Source organism: Campylobacter sp. JMF_01 NE2 (genome assembly GCF_027737365.1).
GTDB lineage: Bacteria > Campylobacterota > Campylobacteria > Campylobacterales > Campylobacteraceae > Campylobacter_B.
This window is the reverse complement of the sequence record NZ_JAOVTR010000005.1, coordinates 68,372-85,438: the sequence shown is the minus strand read 5'-3', so window position 1 is coordinate 85,438 and position 17,067 is coordinate 68,372. Positions and strand designations below refer to the sequence as shown.

At 43.3% G+C, this 17,067-nt stretch carries 15 protein-coding genes; 8 read left to right on the top strand and 7 right to left on the bottom strand.

Annotated elements, in window-relative coordinates:
• Window positions 1–59 precede the first annotated feature (59 nt).
• The 6 genes from OFO01_RS08150 (at window position 60) to OFO01_RS08125 (ending at window position 5,713) form a co-directional block, all read left to right on the top strand.
• Window positions 60–1,442, top strand: a complete 1,383-nt coding sequence (locus OFO01_RS08150; protein ID WP_270859637.1) for a Fe-S-containing protein — start codon at window positions 60–62, stop codon at window positions 1,440–1,442.
• Window positions 1,442–2,686 (top strand): ABC transporter permease, encoded by a 1,245-nt coding sequence (locus OFO01_RS08145; protein ID WP_270859638.1) that lies wholly within the window; start codon window positions 1,442–1,444, stop codon window positions 2,684–2,686. Before OFO01_RS08150 ends, OFO01_RS08145 begins: the two co-directional genes overlap by 1 nt.
• Window positions 2,673–3,809, top strand: coding sequence for an ABC transporter permease (locus OFO01_RS08140; protein ID WP_270859639.1), 1,137 nt, complete (start codon window positions 2,673–2,675; stop codon window positions 3,807–3,809). The genes OFO01_RS08145 and OFO01_RS08140 overlap by 14 nt, the downstream gene beginning before the upstream one ends.
• A gap of 1 nt (window position 3,810) precedes the next feature.
• Window positions 3,811–4,479 carry an ABC transporter ATP-binding protein gene (locus tag OFO01_RS08135; RefSeq protein ID WP_270859640.1) on the top strand — a complete coding sequence of 223 codons (669 nt, stop codon included), beginning with the start codon at window positions 3,811–3,813 and terminating at the stop codon, window positions 4,477–4,479.
• Complete coding sequence (locus OFO01_RS08130; protein ID WP_270859641.1) at window positions 4,469–4,951, top strand: TlpA family protein disulfide reductase; 483 nt, start codon at window positions 4,469–4,471, stop codon at window positions 4,949–4,951. The genes OFO01_RS08135 and OFO01_RS08130 overlap by 11 nt, the downstream gene beginning before the upstream one ends.
• A 75-nt stretch (window positions 4,952–5,026) precedes the next feature.
• Window positions 5,027–5,713, top strand: coding sequence for a tetratricopeptide repeat protein (locus OFO01_RS08125; protein WP_270859642.1), 687 nt, complete (start codon window positions 5,027–5,029; stop codon window positions 5,711–5,713).
• A 57-nt stretch (window positions 5,714–5,770) separates the two neighbouring features.
• Here the strand turns inward: OFO01_RS08125 and OFO01_RS08120 are convergent, their stop codons facing one another.
• Window positions 5,771–6,949 carry an NAD(P)/FAD-dependent oxidoreductase gene (locus OFO01_RS08120; RefSeq protein WP_270859643.1) on the bottom strand — a complete coding sequence of 393 codons (1,179 nt, stop codon included), beginning with the start codon at window positions 6,947–6,949 and terminating at the stop codon, window positions 5,771–5,773.
• Window positions 6,950–7,072: 123 nt separating this feature from the next.
• Here OFO01_RS08120 and OFO01_RS08115 point away from each other — a divergent pair, with 123 nt between their 5' ends.
• Entirely contained in the window at window positions 7,073–8,176 is a 1,104-nt protein-coding gene (locus OFO01_RS08115) for an MBL fold metallo-hydrolase (RefSeq protein WP_270859644.1), read from the top strand.
• 106 nt (window positions 8,177–8,282) lie between these two features.
• Here the strand turns inward: OFO01_RS08115 and OFO01_RS08110 are convergent, their stop codons facing one another.
• The 6 genes from OFO01_RS08110 to OFO01_RS08085 all read right to left on the bottom strand — a co-directional run bounded on the left by OFO01_RS08110 (window position 8,283) and on the right by OFO01_RS08085 (window position 15,195).
• Window positions 8,283–9,176 (bottom strand): radical SAM protein, encoded by an 894-nt coding sequence (locus OFO01_RS08110; protein ID WP_270859645.1) that lies wholly within the window; start codon window positions 9,174–9,176, stop codon window positions 8,283–8,285.
• Entirely contained in the window at window positions 9,173–10,198 is a 1,026-nt protein-coding gene (gene hemE, locus OFO01_RS08105; RefSeq protein ID WP_270859646.1) for a uroporphyrinogen decarboxylase, read from the bottom strand. Before hemE ends, OFO01_RS08110 begins: the two co-directional genes overlap by 4 nt.
• A 77-nt stretch (window positions 10,199–10,275) precedes the next feature.
• Complete coding sequence (locus tag OFO01_RS08100) at window positions 10,276–11,307, bottom strand: aspartate-semialdehyde dehydrogenase (RefSeq protein WP_270859647.1); 1,032 nt, start codon at window positions 11,305–11,307, stop codon at window positions 10,276–10,278.
• Window positions 11,300–13,951, bottom strand: coding sequence for a DNA gyrase subunit A (gyrA, locus tag OFO01_RS08095; protein WP_270859648.1), 2,652 nt, complete (start codon window positions 13,949–13,951; stop codon window positions 11,300–11,302). Before gyrA ends, OFO01_RS08100 begins: the two co-directional genes overlap by 8 nt.
• Window positions 13,952–14,030: 79 nt before the next feature.
• Window positions 14,031–14,642 (bottom strand): ComF family protein, encoded by a 612-nt coding sequence (locus OFO01_RS08090; RefSeq protein ID WP_333720421.1) that lies wholly within the window; start codon window positions 14,640–14,642, stop codon window positions 14,031–14,033.
• 7 nt (window positions 14,643–14,649) lie between these two features.
• On the bottom strand, window positions 14,650–15,195 hold the full coding sequence (locus OFO01_RS08085; RefSeq protein ID WP_270859650.1) for a YajG family lipoprotein: 546 nt from the start codon (window positions 15,193–15,195) through the stop codon (window positions 14,650–14,652).
• 94 nt (window positions 15,196–15,289) lie between these two features.
• On the opposite strand from OFO01_RS08085, the gene OFO01_RS08080 reads away from it, so the two are divergent.
• Window positions 15,290–17,044 (top strand): DNA polymerase III subunit gamma/tau, encoded by a 1,755-nt coding sequence (locus OFO01_RS08080; protein WP_270859709.1) that lies wholly within the window; start codon window positions 15,290–15,292, stop codon window positions 17,042–17,044.
• Window positions 17,045–17,067: the final 23 nt, after the last annotated feature.

Sequence of the window (17,067 nt, the reverse complement as noted above, 5' to 3'; positions counted from 1 at the left end):
AAATTTTAAATTTGCATTTATTTCGAACAGCTCTAAAATTTCACATTTAGGTTGCAGTTTTGTCGATATTTTTTTACCATTTTGTTTTGGCATTTTTGCCACTATTTATCATCACCGCGCACTTTGGCAAAAAAGATTTTGCATTTGCCTTTTTTGGAGCGTTGCTAGGAAGCGCCTGTTTTAGCGCGCTAAATCATAGTCTAATCGCGCAAGAGGGCAAAATTTTCTTTGATATTTTGGCTTTGGTTGCGCTATTTTTACTGCCTTTTTGCGCTAAATTTTGCCTTTCAAAAATTGCCAAATTTTGCATTTTTGCCCTTGGCGTTTGCGCCTGTTTTGAGTATTTTTTAATCAGTGCAAATTTCAAAATTTTTAGCACCGAACTCCTTGATAGCGGGGCTATTCTAAACCTTTTTATGGTGATTTTGGCTCTTTCGTGCTTAGTTTTATTTTACCTGCTTTATAGCGAAATTTTAAAAAATCGTGCGCGCGCAAATTTTGGCGCCCTTGCCCTAACCTGCGCCCTCTTATTCATCGCCAAGCTCGGATTTGTGGGGCTAGGGATTAGGCAGGGCGGATACTTCACAAATTACGCCTCGCTAAAATTTATAAATTCGAGCGAATTTCTAAGTATAATCGCCAAAATCATCTACCACAACAACCAGCATTTAATATTGATTTTGTGCGCAATCGCCCTATTTATGGGGATTTTCTACCTAAATTTAGCCCCCAAAAAACTAGCGCGAGATAAAAATATCATCGCTTGGCGCATAAACAAAAGCGCAAGGTTTAAAATTTGGCGCACTTTCCTCTGCACACTCGCACTTTGCGCCCTATTTTGCGCTATTAGCCTCTATTATTTGCTAGTGGCCTCTCGCCCGCCTACGATCGATACGCCCACGCTCGTAGAGCCAGTAAATGGCGAGTTTGTCTTTGACGCGCAGGCTTTGCAAGACGGGCGCCTTCACAGATACGCCTATATCAGCGATGATGGGCATAAAATCCGCTTTTTTTTGCTAAATAAATTTAGCACTCATCTCTCGCCGGTTGCGGTCTTTGACGCGTGCTCGATTTGCGGAGATATGGGCTATGTCAAAAAGGGTGACGAGCTAATCTGCATAGCGTGCAATGTGCGAATTTTCTTGCCAAGTGTGGGTAAAATGGGTGGCTGCAACCCAATCCCTATGAAATTTGACTTTGACGGCGAGCGCGTAAAAATCGCGCTTAGCGAAATTTTAAGCGGGGCAAGCTATTTTAGCGAAATCGTCGAAAAACAGGTCATCGACCCTGTCTCGCGCGCGCAAATTTCGAATTCATCGAAATTTAGCTATTTGTATTATGGCAGGATTTACTTTTTCGAAAACGAAAAAAACGAAGAAATTTTTACTCAAAATCCGCAAAATTTCGTCGATGAAAACGGCACTTTAAAGGAGCTTAAATAATGTTTTTTAGAATTTTAAAAGCTTCGATTTTTGGGGCTAAGGAGTCGAAATTTTTAGCGTTTTTGACGATTTTTTTATCTGTTGGCTTAATCGCTTGCATGCTAAATATCACTCTTAAAATCGGCGACAAACTAGCAAGTGAGCTTGGAAGATATGGCGCAAATATCGTGGTTTTGCCCAGATCTGCTAACCTAAATATCGAAATTGCAGGGCGCGATTTTTCGCCACTTGCAAACGATGATTTTTTAGCCGAAAGCGATTTAGTCAAAATCAAAGAGATTTTTTGGCGCAACAATATCACAAGCTACGCGCCGTTTTTATCCGAGCAAATCGATGAATTTGAGGTCGTTGGGACATACTTCGACAGACCCGCAGGAGTGAGTGATGAGCCTGATTTTAGAGTCGGGGTAAGGCACCTTTATCCATTTTGGCGCGTTAGTGGCGAGTGGGCAAAGGACGGCGCAAATGATGAAGTCATCGCAGGCGAAAAGCTGGGTTTAAAAATCGGCGATGAGATTGATCTTGGCATTTATACTGTGCGCGTGGTGGGGATTTTGCACGACGCGGAGGAATACAGCGGTAAAATCATCGCGAATTTGGGCTTCGTGCAAAAGCTCACTCACCGCGAGGGTCAAATCACCAAAGCAGAAGTATCTGCAATGACAATCCCAGAAGATGATTTATCAGTAAAAGCTAGGCGCAATTTAGACAGCCTAGACGCCGTCGAGCACGATACTTGGTATTGCTCAGCCTATGTTAGCTCCATAGCATACCAAATCGCCGAGGATTTCCCAAACGCAAGCGCCAAAGCAGTCCTTAGCGTGAGCGAAGCCCAGAGTGGAATCACCAAAAAAATCCAAGGCCTAATGGGCGTGGTGAGTATCCTCTCGCTCATCATTTCTAGCATTTGCATTGCAAGCTTGCTTAGCAACGAAACTTTCAAGCGCAAAAAGGAAATCGGGCTTTTAAAGGCGCTTGGGGCAAGCGGTTTGGCTATATATTTGCAATTCATCGCCGAAACCCTCGTCGTTTGCCTTTTCGCTTCGATTTTAGGGGCGAGCGCGGGATACTTAGCAAGCCAAATTATCGCACAGCAAATCTTTGACTCGTTTTTGGGCTTTGCTCTGCTAGTTTTGCCACTAAGCATTGCATTTGGGTTTGTAATCTGTCTAATCGGCTCGATTTTGCCACTTCGTAGCGCGCTAAAACTGCCACCAGCGGAGATTTTATATGGTAGAAAATAATAAATTTTATCGCACGATAGTCTTAAAAAGCATTTTTGCCAACTCTTTGCGCTCATTTGTGATTTTTATCGCAATCGCCCTTGGCTCGGCAGTTTGCGCGGCGTTTGTGAATATCTGGGCAGATATCGACAAAAAAGTCGCAGGAGAATTAAACTCTTATGGGGCAAATTTGATAATCTCGCCAAATTCCTCGCAGAATTTTATCATTAGCGAAGATGAGCTAAGGGCAAAATTTGAAAAAATTCCAAATCTCAAAGCGCACAATAGCTATCTGTTTAAAAGTGCGAATTTAGGGGTAAATTCGGCTGTGGTAATGGGCGTGGAGTTTTCAAATTTAGCAAAAACAATGCCATATTTGGGGCTCAAAGAGGGCGAGCTAATCAGAGTGGATTTCGACGATAAAAACGCCCTAATCGGCGAGGATTTAGCCAAAATTTTAGGCGTGAAGCTAGGCGATGAAATCGGCATTTCTCCGCACAACGCAAATGCAAATTTCACTCACAAAGTCCGCATAAAGGGCATTGTTTTTGACGGAGGCAAGGAAGATGGCTTGCTTTTAATCTCGCTAAATTTGGCGCAAAATATCTTTAATGCCAAAGGCGAAATCAACTACGCCGAAGCGATTGTAGATAGCGATTTTAAGGGTCTTAGCGAAATTTCACAAAATTTAAGCGATGAGAAAATGAGCTTTAATGTCGTGGGCAAAGTATCCAAAACACAAGGCATAATCCTTGATAAAATCAAACTTTTAATGCTACTAAGCGGTTTTACTATTTTAGCCATAACCTCGATTTGCATAAATACAAGCCTAAGCCAGGTCCTACTCTCTCGCATTAAAGAATTCGCCCTGCTTCGCGCAATCGGCGCAAACAGGGCCAATATCTTTCACATAATTTTGGGCGAAATTTTGCTTTTGTGCGTTAGCGGGGCAGTATTTGGCGCGATAATCGGGTATTTTTTAGCCATAATTTTGGGTCAAATTTTATTTTCTAGCGGAGTGGATTTTAGATTTATAGGGCTTGTAATGGCGGTGATTTTATCGCTGATTTTCGCGCTTAGTGCGAGTTATTATCCCATAAAACGGGCACTAAATCCAAATTTGGCAAATTTATTAAAGGAATAATATGGAAATTTTAAAATTTAATGGTATTTGTAAATATTTTGGCGATGTAAAGGCGCTAGATGACATTAGCTTTGGCGTGAAAAAGGGCGAGTGGGTGAGCATAATGGGGCCAAGCGGGAGTGGCAAAAGCACACTTGTAAATATCCTTTCTTTGATGGATAGCCCCACAAAGGGCGAGTATTTGCTAGGCGGAGATGATGCTAGCTCGCTAAATGAAGCGCAAATTTTAGAATTTCGTCGCAAAAAAATCGGCCTTGTTTTCCAGCAATTCCACCTCATACCATACCTAAACGCCATTGAAAATGTTATGCTAAATCAATACTACCACTCCTGTGTCGATGAAAAAAGCGCAAAAAGCGCGCTCGAAAGGGTTGGCCTAGCGCACAGACTGGCGCATAGACCAAGCGAACTTAGTGGTGGCGAACAGCAGCGATTATGTATCGCGCGCGCCCTAATCAACGAGCCTGATATCATCATCACCGATGAGCCTACGGGCAATCTAGACGAGGCGAACGAGGCTGTGATTTTGGAGCTTTTTAAGGGACTGCGCGCCGAAGGAAAGAGCCTCATACTCGTTACGCACAACGAAGAATTAGGCAAATACGCTGATAAAGTCGTGCGTTTAAGGCACGGAAAATTAGATAAAATCGAGGTTTTAAATGAAATTTAAAATTTTAAAATTTGCGCTAGGGCTAGCGTGCGCCTTAATGCTTGGCGCATGCGATGGCGAAAAACGCCATTTGGCCCTAAATGGCGAGAGTATCGCGACGAAATTTGACCCAAAAACTCGCTCTTTTAGCGTGAGCGGAAACGACAAACCTGTGATTTTGTTTTTTTTCACGGCTTCGTGTGGGGCATGCGGGGCGCAAACCCCTATCCTAAATGAAATCCACGCCTCGCAAAAAGCCCTTGTAATCGGCGTTTTAGGCGGTGGTGGCGAGCTAGAAACGGATCTGAAAACCGCGCGCGAAAAAGGGGTAAAATTCCCTACGCTTAGCCCGCCAGCCTCCGTGAAATACCTATCAAATGTCGCTGGCGGGATATTTGGCACGCCAACCTCGCTTATATATGATAAAAACGGCAAAATGGTAAAAAAACTAATCGGTCTGTATCCAAAAAGTGCGTTTGAAAATGAAATTTAAAAATTTAGCCTAAATTCAGTAATTATTTAAATTTTTCCACTAGAATTAGTAACTTTTTTATTTAAGGATAAGAAAATGACAAACCGCATATTAATCGCGATTTTCGCCCTATTTAGCGCACTTTGCGCCGAGCCGTATAGCGCGTATTCAAACGACGCTATAATGAAAAAAAATCCTAATGGTGGTGCAAACCTCGACATCGCCAAACTCTACGAATACTCCGACGCGCTGTGCAAGCATGCCTGCGAGTATCCGCTGAAATTTGACAGCGAGGACGAAGCCGAGCAAGGATACAACGACTCCGTGCTAATGGCGAGCGTTTTTGAATACATAAACAAAGAGATCATCACCGATCAAATCGACGCCAAAGACCGCACGCAATTCGATATGAAATTCGCCCAAATTTATGTATCCCAGCACAATTTCGATGTGCTAGGTGCGAAGGAAAAAGCTGACGCGATTTATGAGAGAATACTAGCGCGCGATAGCCAAAACGCCGAGGTTTTAACCACTTATGGCGAGTTTTTGCTAAATTCCACTCGCACAGACAAGGCAAAAGAAATTTTATCTCGCGCTACCGAACTTGGCGCAAAACGCCCGTATTTAGCACTCGCAGCAATCGAGCTAATGAATCAAAACAACGCCAAAGGGATTGAGTATTTGGAGATTTACTGCGCCGAGTTTAAAGACGACGAAAAGGCCAAAACCACGCTCGAAGGGCTAAAATCAGGCGATATCATAATCGAAAAAATTGAGCGATAATTTTGGGCTAAATTTGCGAAATTTGGCGAATTTTAAAATTTCTCAAATTTGCAAATTTTAGCCAAATTTAGCCAAATTTCGCGCGCTAAGTTTAGAATTTATCGCGCGTGCCACGCAAAGAGCGCTAGCAAAGGCAAAATGCAGATTATATCCCCCTAGCATTCCAGATGCGTCTATGCACTCGCCTGCAAAATACAGCCCGGGGATTTTCCTACTTTCACAATCTGTGCCTAGCTCGTCCGTGCAAACCCCACCCGCGCTAATTTCGGCCTTTTCAAAGCCAAAAGTGCCAGCAGGCGCAAACTCGTAAGAAAAAATTCGCGCGATTTTTTCCAACTCACTTTCGCTGTATTTTGAGAAAATTTTATCCTGCAAATTTTGCGAGCGCAAAAACTCCAAAACAAAGCGTTTTGGCAAAAACGGCAAACTCGAAAGCTGTTTTTTCCCGCCATTTAGGGCCTTTTCCAGGCTTTGCATATTGTGATTTGGGGCGAAATTTAAAGTGATTTTGCCACTTCTCCAAAACAGCGACGCATTTAAAATCGCAGGCCCACTAATGCCTCTGTGCGTAAATAGCGCCTCGCCTACAATCTCGCGCCCTGCGAGCTTTGCGCGCACGCCAAGGCTCACGCCGCTTAGATTTTTGAACCAAAACTCGCCCTTTTGCACGCAAAGCCCCACAAGGGCTGGGCGAAATTTCTCGCACTTTATGCCAAAATTCGTAGCGATTTCTAGCGCGCTATCACTTGCACCAAGCGCCCTAAAACTGGGCCCGCCTGTGGCGATTATGAGATTTTTGGCGCAAAATTTCTCGCCTTTGACGCTAAGCACATTAAAAATTTCGCCACTCTTTGAAATTTCGCAAATTTCACAATTTGTGCGAATTTCACAGCTCTTTTGCGCCATAGATAGTAGTTTTTGCAATACTGCGCGCGAGTGGTTTTTGCAAAAATACTGAGCGTTTTTTTCTAAGCCAAATTCCAAAGGCGCAAACACGCTCAAAAGCTCATCTACGCTTAGCCGGCGCAGTATTTGCGAGATAAAATTTTCATCTCCTAAATAATTTTTCGCACTCAAATTTGCATTTGTGATATTGCACCGCCCGCCACCGCTGGCTAAGATTTTGCGCCCTGCTAAGGCGTTTTTCTCCACAATCAAAACGCTTTTTGCACGCAAATTTATCGCGCTAAAAAGCCCAGCCGCACCCGCGCCCACAATAATCACATCGTAAATCAAAATTTCTCCTATTTTTGGCACATTTTACTAAAATTTGCAAAATTGGGCAATAAATTTGGAGAATTTGTCTAAGCAAAATTTCAAAATTTCGCTAATATAAACCAAAAATTTCAAAGGGAAAAAATGATTTTAAAATCGGTTTTTTGGTTTTTTGCTACGGTTTTGTTTTTGGGCGCGCTCGTGCTTTGCTTCGTGAAATTTCACCCTGTTTTTGGCGGAGTGCCAGATGAGATTTCTATGGCGAAAATCCGCGCCAGCAAGGCTTACAATGGCAAAACCTTCGAAAACGCCCAGCCTACGGTGCTTGCGACCAGCGATGAAATGCCAAGCATGCTAAGCTGGCTTTATGATATGATTTTTACCCCCGAGGGCAAAAACCCCTCCCGCGCACTTCCTAGCGTGAAATTTGAGCCTAGCACCCTCAAAAACGGCGATTTTGTCTGGTTCGGGCATTCGAGTGTGCTATTTCGCATAAATGATTTAAATGTCATCACCGACCCTGTATTTTACCGCGCCTCGCCGATTTTCGTGGGTGGTGCGCCATTTGAGTATGAGATAACGCCTAGGATTTCGGACCTGCCTGAAAAGCTATGCGTGGTAATCAGCCACGATCACTACGATCACCTCGACATGCGCACTATCAGGGAGATTGACGCCAAAGCAGAGCGCTATATCGTGCCTCTTGGCGTGCGCGCCCACCTGCTTCGCTGGGGCGTAAGCGACGAGAAAATCACGGAGCTAGATTTAGAAGAGAGTACGCGTGTAAATGGCGTGAGCTTCACGCTCGAACGCGCTAGGCATTTTAGCGGTAGATTTCACAGAAATACCACGCTGTGGGGCTCGTATGCGATTATCGCTGATGAGGCTAGGATTTTTTACGGAGGCGATAGCGGAGATGGCGAGCATTTCGCGCAAATCGCGCAAAAATACGGACACTTTGATATCGCCATGCTAGAAAACGGCGCCTACAACCGCGCCTGGGCGCAGATCCACTCCATGCCAGAGCAAAGCGCAAAAAACGCCAGCGTGCTTGGTGCGCGCGCGATTTTGCCGATACACTGGGCGAAATTTGATTTAGCCTATCATAAATGGAGCGAGCCTATGGAGAGATTGGTGCGCGCTAGTAAGGAAGCTGGGGCGAAATACACTATCGCAACGCCGCTTGTGGGGGAGGTTTTCAACCTCTCAAATTTACCGCAAAACAGATGGTGGGAAGGTGTAAAATAGCGAAATTTGGCGTTAAATTTCGCTTTAAATTTTACTATATTGCTTCGTAATTTCACGCCTCGTAATGACAATAACAAGCAAATTTCAGGGCAGTATTTTGCAAAATTTATGAAATTTTATAAAATCCGTCTTTTAGAGTGATTTTTCCTAAATTTAGCAAATTTGCTAAATTTGCCTTTGAGAGTTCGCTAAATTTAGCTTCTATATCGCTTAGGCTTTGGGGACGGCGAACTAGCATAGAGAGAATTTCTTCTTCGCTAAAATCGAGCTTTTCGCTATCATATTTTGGTTTTGCGACTATATTTACGCTTTGATTTTTCAAAAATTTGCTTAAAAATTCTAGCCTATCAAAGCTTACTGGCTTAGCATTTTTAAACGCAGGCGGACGATCGATCGTGCCTAAATCAATGCGAGCGGGATTTATTTTTTCAAGCACCGAATTTAGCGCTTCAAATTCGCCGACAGTATCATTTAGCCCAGATACGACGAGAATTTCTATGACTAATTCGCCCTTGAATTCGGCACTAAATTTAATCAAATTTGAGATAATTTCGTCCAAATTTACACTATCATGCGGATTATCAATTTTTTTAAAAGTTTCACTAACCACGCTATCAAGGGAAAATTTACAAATATCGCATTTCAAAAACGCTTCGCGGTTTTGAGAAATTCTGCTTGAATTTGATAAAACTAGCAGTTTTTGGGGCAATTTTAAAGCCTTAATCTCGCTTACAAGTTCGCCAAATTTAGGGTGAAGGCTGGGTTCGCCATTAGCCGTAAGCGTGATGACTTGGGTATTTTTAAATTTAGCCAAAGCCGTTTTTAGCTCATCAAGCACGGGCGAAATATCGCAAATCTCGCTCATTTGAGAAATAGGCTTTTTGGCTTTTAATTCGCAATACGCGCAGTTAAAGTTGCATTGTTTTAAATTCGGGCTTAAATCAATCCCAAGGCTCTGCCCAAAACGGCGAGAACTCACAGGACCGAAAATGTATTTCATTTTCCCACGCTCATTTCATGCACTAAATTTATGAAATATTTCGCATTTTCCACAGGAATATCAGGCAAAATTCCATGCCCCAAATTAAAAATGTGCGGGTGATTTTTCATAACTTCCAAAATCTGCGAAACACCCTGTTTTATGGCATTTTTGTCATAAAGGCGGGTTGGCTCCATATTTCCTTGAAGCGTATATTTCTGCCCAAGTTTTGCCGCAGCTAGCTCTATCGGAGTGCTCCAATCCACGCCAAAAACATCGAAATTACCGCTAATCTTATCCAAATATCCGCTAATGCCCTTTGGAAAGACAATAATCGGCACTTGCGGAAATTTCGCCTTTAAATAGTCGCAAATTTCTAAAATATACTTCCAGCTAAACTCGAAAAACGCGCTTTCTTCTAACGCACTCGCCCAGCTATCAAAAATTTGCACCGCATTTACGCCGTTTTTGATTTGATTTTCAAGGTAAAGTTTGGTCGTCTCCGTAACGGCGCGCAAAATTTCGTGCAAAAGCTCAGGGTTAGAATACACCATTTTTTTGCAAATCGCATAGGTCTTTGTCGTGCCGCCTTCGATCATATATGTCGCCACCGTCCAAGGCGAACCACAAAAGCCAATCAACGCCTTATCATCGCTTAAATTCTGCCTTGTTAGCGCGACCGTATCATAGACATATTGCAGATTTTTCACGGCTTTTTCGGGGCTTAGGGCCTTTAAATCTTCCAAATTTTTCAATGGATTTTTAAATTTTGGACCCTCACCTGCGACAAATTCCAAATCAAGACCCATTTCAAGCGGAACGACCAAAATATCGCTAAATAAAATCGCCGCATCGACGCCTAAAATCTCCACAGGCTGGATTGTAACCTCGCTTGCTTTGCGAAAATCCTTGCAAAGCTCCAAAAATCCGCCCACGCTTTTTCGCACTGCCATGTACTGGGGCAAATAACGCCCGGCTTGTCGCATCATCCACACAGGCGTATAAGGTGTCGGTTTTTTCAAACATGCGTCGATAAAAATCATCATTGCTCCTTAAATAGGCTAAATTTAGTGAAATTTGTAAAATTTAAAATGGGCGCAACGAATTTGCGCCCATAAATTTATTTGTTTTCTTGAAGTTCAATCCAATCAAGTGCGATTCTAACGGCATTTGTAGCCGCTCCGACGCGGATTTGATCGGCACTGCACCAAAGGTGCAAGATTTTATCATCATAAATATCGCGGCGAATCCTACCTACGAAAGTCTCGTTCGTATCGGTCGCCACGATTGGCATAGGGTATTTTTTCTCGCTTGGATCATCGCAAAGCACGACGCTTTTTGCGTTTGCTAAAATTTCGCGCACCTTTTCAAGGGTGAAATCTTGTTTAAATTTAATCGTAATCGCCTCGCTGTGGCTTCTCATGACAGGCACACGCACGCAAGTGGCGGCTACTGGGAAGTTTTTGTGCAGGATTTTTTGCGTTTCATTGACCATTTTTAGCTCTTCTTTGGTAAAGCCATTTTCGTTGAAAACATCGATATGAGGGATTACATTCATTGCGATTTGGTGAGCGAAAACCTTTGGCTCACACTCATCAAGCTTAAAGGCAAAAAACGCTTGGAGTTGTTCGACTAGCTCGCTCATACCCTCTTTACCTGCGCCACTTGTGGCTTGATATGTGCTCACATCTACGCGCTCGATATCAAATGCGTCGTTTAGTGGTTTTAGGATTTGCACCATTTGGATAGTTGAGCAGTTTGGATTGGCGATGATTCCTGTTTGCTCCCATAGCTCGATATCGCCAGGATTGCACTCAGGCACCACAAGAGGGACATCATCTTGCATTCTAAAATGGCTTGTATTATCGATTACCACTGCGCCACTAGCTGCTGCAAGCGGTGCGAAATGCGCCGAAATACTGCCACCTGCGCTAAAAAACGCGATATCAATCTCGTTTTCTTCAAAAGTAGTATCGGTAAGCTCTTTTACCACATACTCTTTGCCCTCAAATTCTACGACCTCGCCAGCCGAGCGTGCGCTAGCTAGTGGCAAAATATCTGCTACTGGGAAATTTAACTCAGACAAAACTCTAAGTATCTCTTCGCCAACAGCGCCTGTTGCGCCAACGATTGCGATGTTATATCTATTCATCACCCTCTCCTTGTATGATTTGATTTTCGCTATTTTCTAAATTTAGGCTCTCGCCACCATTTTCTTCGCCCACTTCGCCCTCATCATCGCTTTCTGCTTTCGGGCAAGTGGCAATGCTTACCACATCATCGCCCTCGACATTTACCACGATGACGCCACTTGTGTTGCGTCCGGCTTTGCGTATGCTTTGGATATCTGTGCGAATCATCTTGCCACTTGTGGTTAGTGCCATGAGATCCATTTCCTCATCAACCATTACTACGCCTACCAAATCGCCGGTGCGGTTTGTGAGCTTCATGCAGATTACGCCCTTGCCACCGCGGTTTGTGAGGCGATATTCGCTAGCTGTGGTGCGTTTGCCAATACCTTTTTGGCTCACGCTTAAAATTTCTAAATTATCATTTAAAATAAATGTCGCACCGATTACCTCATCGCCAGCTTCTTTAAATTTAAGCCCTCTCACGCCTCTGGCTACGCGTCCCATTTGGCGGACCTTGCCGAGTTTAAATTTAACGCACATACCCTTTTTAGTAGCGATGAAAATCATATTTTCGTTGATTTCGCTACTGTTTTCATCTAAAATTTCGCTCTCAACTTCTTCGATTTCTTGCGAAATTTCTAAATTTTGTCCATTTTCATCATCGCTCTCAATCGGCGCGCTCTCGCCTGCCTCATTTGGCACGATTAGCGCAGTTACTAGCGCGTCATCATCGTCTAGGCTGATAGCCCTTACGCCAAGTGAGCGGATATTTGAAAACGCGCTTAAATTTGTGCGTTTTACGATACCATTTTTGGTGAAAAATACTAACGATTTGCTATCTGAAAAATCGGTAGTCGGGATTATCGCCATGATTTTTTCATCGCCTACGAGTTTGATTAAATTTACAATCGCCTTGCCTTTGGCTGTGCGTGAGCCTTCTGGGATTTTATAGACTTTGAGCCAGTAAAGCTGTCCGCGATCAGTCACAAACATAAGCGTATCGTGGGTGTTGCTAGTGAAGAAATTTTCGATGAAATCATCGTCGTATGTGGTTACTGCCACTCTACCTTTGCCACCTCTTTTTTGCTTCTCGTAAGTCTTGCTTGGCACGCGTTTGATATAGCCTCTATGCGTGATAGTTACGACCATATTTTCGTTTGGTATGAGGTCCTCGATATCGATATCATCGTAGTCATCGACGATTTCTGTAATGCGCGGGCATTTAAATTTATCTTTGATTTCTAAGAGCTCATCTTTGATAATTTGCTCGATTAAATTTTCAGATTTTAGGATATTTTCAAGGCGTGAAATTTCGACCAAAAGCTCTTTTAGCTCGTTTTCGATTTTTTCGCGCTCTAAGCCAGTTAGCTTGCTTAGCCTCATATCCAAAATCGCGTTTGATTGAAGTTCGCTTAGGCCGAATTTAGCCATTAAATTTTCCCTGGCTATCGCAGTGTCGGCTGAATTTCTAATGATTTCGATCACTTCGTCAATATTATCAAGCGCGATTTTAAGGCCTTCTAAAATGTGCGCCCTAGCGCGTGCCTTTTGAAGCTCAAAAATCGTGCGTCTAATAACAACGGTTTTTCTGTGATTTAAGAAAAGTTTAAGTAGCTCGATTAGCGAGAATACCTTTGGCTCTTTGCCGTCTATTGCGAGCATAATTACGCCAAAAGTGCCCTCCATAGTGGTTTGTTTGAAAAGGTTATTTAGCACGATATCGCTCATAGCGTCGCGTTTGAGCTCGATTACGACGCGAATTCCCTCGAAATCGCTCTCATCGCGCACTTCGCTAATACCATCGATTTGTTTATCTTTGACCAAATCCGCGATTTGCTCGATAAGGCGGGCTTTGTTTGTCTGATATGGAAGCTCGTCGATGACGATGACATCTTTGTTGGCCTTTTTTTCGATATGCGTTTTGGCTCTGAGTTTGACCCTGCCACGCCCAGTGCGATAAGCATCAATAATGCCTTTTTTACCAAAAATAAGTCCGCCAGTTGGGAAATCTGGACCTTTGATGTATTGCATGACCTCTTCAAGGCTAGCGTTTTTATTGTCGATTAAAAGCAAAAGCCCATCTACAAGCTCATCAAGGCTGTGTGGCGGGATATTTGTCGCCATACCCACAGCGATACCGCTTGATCCGTTTAAAAGCAAATTTGGCACGCGCGCAGGAAGCACATCAGGCTCACTTAGGCTCTCATCGTAGTTTGGTATGAAATCGACCGTCTCTTTGTCTAAATCTTTTAAAAGTTCCTCGGCTAGTGGCGTCATTCTAGCCTCTGTATAACGCATAGCAGCCGCGCCATCTCCGTCAATCGAGCCGAAGTTTCCCTGACCATCGACAGTTGGAATTCTCATAGAAAAGCTTTGTGCCATACGCACTAGCGCATCATACACCGCTATATCGCCGTGCGGGTGATATTTACCGATGACATCACCCACAATACGCGCTGATTTTTTATATGGTTGGCGAGAGCTAACTCCAAGGTCGTTCATAGCGTATAAAATTCGCCTATGCACAGGCTTCAAGCCGTCTCTGGCATCAGGCAAGGCGCGACCTATGATAACGCTCATCGAATAGTCTAAATAGCTTGTTTTTATTGATTCTTCAACATCTATGTCTATGATTTCTTGTGTGTCAAAAATACTTTCTTGCATATCTTTCCTTATTGCAAATTTAAACTTTTGATTTTAGCAAAAAAACCTTTTGAGTAACCTAAAATTCGCGTAAATTTGCTTAAATTTGTGCATTTGCCAAAACTATACCAAAAACCACTCTAAATCCAGCCTTTTTTAAAACCTCCCTAGCCTCCAACATACTAAGCCCGGTTGTAACGATATCATCGACTAAAATCACGGGAAATTTTGGCTCTTTTGTAATTTTATAATCGCGCCTGTGTTTTAGGCGAAATTCCAAGGACTGACCTGCATATTTGACCTTGTTTTGGGCTTTAATCACGCCATAAGTTGGCGTTATTTCGCGCGATTTTAGCGCGCGAGCAAGCACGGCAGTATGCGAAAAACCCGAACTGATATCATCATCTAGCGGGACAGCTTGAAATTTGAAATTTGGGATTTCGCGCGTCAAATTTGGCAAATTCTCATCTAAAAAAGCCTTAAATTCATTTGGAAATTTCGCCAGGCTAAATTTAGCCAAGCGCGATAAAACCGCGCTTCCGTGCAAATGGTGCTTTGAGAGGATTAAATTTTTAACCTCCGAGTATCCGTAATAATAAAATACTACGAAATCCTCCACCACACGCGCGTTTAGGCGGTTTTGCGAGAGGGTGTGCGCACAAGAGGCGCAAAAAAGGCGCAGGGAAAATGCGCCACAATTAATGCAACGCATTTAAAATTTATAGCGAAGAGACGATTTGATCGGCTGATTTTTTGATGATATCTCTTAGCATACTTTCGACGAAAGGCTCCATTGTGCGGGCATTGCGAAGGGCTGCAAACTCGCTTTGATCTTGGGCGACGCGTTTTGTAATTGTCCTAGTGCCATTTACGATAGTGATGAAAACTTCGGCTTTTGCGCTCATATTTTGTTTAGAATACCCCTCGATTGCGGCATTTAAGGTTTTGATATCCACACTTATGCTAGCCCCGCCTGCGCCTATGGCTACGCCACGCGCGCTAAGCTCGGTTTTAAGGGCGTTTTCGAACCACGAACTCAAATCTGTTTTAAGCAAAACCTCGTCGATTAAATTTCCGCTATTATCGTTGATAGTGCCGATGATTAGGGTATTTTGGCGAGAGTCTTTGATATTTAGCTCGCCAGCGCTTTTGGTTTTTGCTTGTGGCGCAACACCAGAAATATATGGACTAAGCCCCAAAACAGGCGTATTGCTCGAACACCCCGCGATTAAAAGTGCAAAGATTGCGACAAAAATTGATTTCATTTTGATCCTTTTTTGAAAAATTTGGCGTAATATAGCGATAAATTTTAAATTTATAGTTTTTTTTGTATCATTAAAGGTTTTAAATCAAGGAGAAATTTTGCAAGCACTCGCACTAAAATACAGACCCAAAAACTTCGACGCCCTAATCGGACAAAACGCAATCGCAAGCTCCCTAGCACACGCACTCGATGGCGCAAGACTAGGACATGCGTATCTTTTTAGCGGACTTAGAGGCTCTGGCAAGACCTCGACCGCGCGTATTTTCGCCAAAGCCCTGCTTTGCGATCACGGCCCCACTTCGAAGCCTTGCGAGAGTTGCGATAACTGCATCATGGCAAACGAGGGTCGCCATATCGATATCATCGAAATGGACGCTGCAAGCCACCGCAAAATCGACGATATCAGGGAGCTAATCGAGCAGACCAAATACTCCCCGGCTAGTGCGAGATTTAAAATTTTTATCATTGACGAGGTTCATATGCTTACCAAAGAGGCTTCAAACGCCCTTTTAAAGACGCTTGAAGAACCGCCTGCGTATGTGAAATTTATCCTAGCCACCACAGACCCGCTCAAACTACCAGCGACCGTGCTTTCGCGCACGCAACACTTCCGCTTCAAACCAATCGCCCAACTAGCGATTATTTCGCACCTTGAAGCGATTTTGCAAAACGAGGGTATTTCTTACGAAAACGGCGCGCTCAAAATCCTAGCTAGAAGCGGTTCTGGCTCGCTCAGGGATACTCTCACGCTTTTAGATCAAGCCATAATTTATAGCGAAGAAAATGTCACGCAAACCGCAGTAGCCGATATGCTGGGGCTCCTAGATCCCGCCAAAATCAATGAAATTTTAGAAATCGTTTTGCGCCAAGACCGCGTGGGCGCTATCGAAATCGTCAAAGAGATCGAAAACTACAACGCCGAGACCATAATCGACGAGATGATTGCGAATTTAAAAGAGAAATTTTTGCGAAATGACACCAAATTTAGCATGCTAATTTATGAGCGATTTTTCCGAATTTTAGCCGGCGCAAAAAGCATGCTAGGTGTGAGTTCGGATAATACTTACTCGCTTTTGATGATGATATTTTTGATGATGGAAGCTGTGAATTTGCAAGAAATCGACGAGTTAATCGAAATTTCAAAATCCATTGGTGATAGCGGTGCAAGCGGGACGAATTTGGGCTCTGCGCCAAATTTTGCTACGCCGAAAAGCGCGCAGGCAAATGCAAATTTCAGCGCACCGCGAAATGCGCCAAATTTGGCGCAAAATCCAGCGCAAAATCCAGCCCCTGCGCAAAACAGCACTAGCCAAAATTTAAACGATTTAGAGCAAAAAGTAGCGCAAAAAACAGGCGCAGATACGCTAAATGCGAATTCGGCGTATGATAAATTTCTCTCAAATTTATACGATAGAAGCTACGAGTTGGGCGAGAAATTTGATAATTGCATTGAATTTGTCAAATTTGAAAACTCCACTTTGTATCTGATTTCGCGCGCCAAAAACGAGGACAAAGAGTATTTGCGCGCCGCGTCAAGGGCGATAAATAGCGTTTTGAAAATGACTTTTGGCGAAAATGCTAAAATTTCAATCACCCAAAATGCCCCACTTCGCGAGGCGGAGCCAAAGCCAAATTTGGCAACCCCGCCAAAGGATTTACCCAAGCCAAATTTGCTAAATCAGACAAATTTGAGCAATTACGAAATCAGCACCGAAGTAGCCAAGCCTGATATGCAAAAAACTAAAAACGAGCTTGCCAAGCTTGCAAGCGAAGCTGTGAGCAAGGAAGAAATTTTAAAAACCGAGCTTGCAAATCTTTTCGGCGAACCGAGTAAAATCGTAGAAAATTAGCTTAAATTTATCAGCTTTGGTGT

Excerpts from the sequence above, each read along its gene's own strand:
- OFO01_RS08090 (WP_333720421.1), bottom strand. The coding sequence starts at position 14,642 with ATGCGTTGCATTAATTGTGGCGCATTTTCCCTGCGCCTTTTTTGCGCC.
- OFO01_RS08145 (WP_270859638.1), top strand. The coding sequence starts at position 1,442 with ATGTTTTTTAGAATTTTAAAAGCTTCGATTTTTGGGGCTAAGGAGTCG.
- OFO01_RS08140 (WP_270859639.1), top strand. The coding sequence starts at position 2,673 with ATGGTAGAAAATAATAAATTTTATCGCACGATAGTCTTAAAAAGCATT.
- OFO01_RS08135 (WP_270859640.1), top strand. The coding sequence starts at position 3,811 with ATGGAAATTTTAAAATTTAATGGTATTTGTAAATATTTTGGCGATGTA.
- OFO01_RS08110 (WP_270859645.1), bottom strand. The coding sequence starts at position 9,176 with ATGAAATACATTTTCGGTCCTGTGAGTTCTCGCCGTTTTGGGCAGAGC.
- OFO01_RS08130 (WP_270859641.1), top strand. The coding sequence starts at position 4,469 with ATGAAATTTAAAATTTTAAAATTTGCGCTAGGGCTAGCGTGCGCCTTA.
- gyrA (WP_270859648.1), bottom strand. The coding sequence starts at position 13,951 with ATGCAAGAAAGTATTTTTGACACACAAGAAATCATAGACATAGATGTT.
- OFO01_RS08115 (WP_270859644.1), top strand. The coding sequence starts at position 7,073 with ATGATTTTAAAATCGGTTTTTTGGTTTTTTGCTACGGTTTTGTTTTTG.
- OFO01_RS08100 (WP_270859647.1), bottom strand. The coding sequence starts at position 11,307 with ATGAATAGATATAACATCGCAATCGTTGGCGCAACAGGCGCTGTTGGC.
- hemE (WP_270859646.1), bottom strand. The coding sequence starts at position 10,198 with ATGATTTTTATCGACGCATGTTTGAAAAAACCGACACCTTATACGCCT.
- OFO01_RS08085 (WP_270859650.1), bottom strand. The coding sequence starts at position 15,195 with ATGAAATCAATTTTTGTCGCAATCTTTGCACTTTTAATCGCGGGGTGT.
- OFO01_RS08125 (WP_270859642.1), top strand. The coding sequence starts at position 5,027 with ATGACAAACCGCATATTAATCGCGATTTTCGCCCTATTTAGCGCACTT.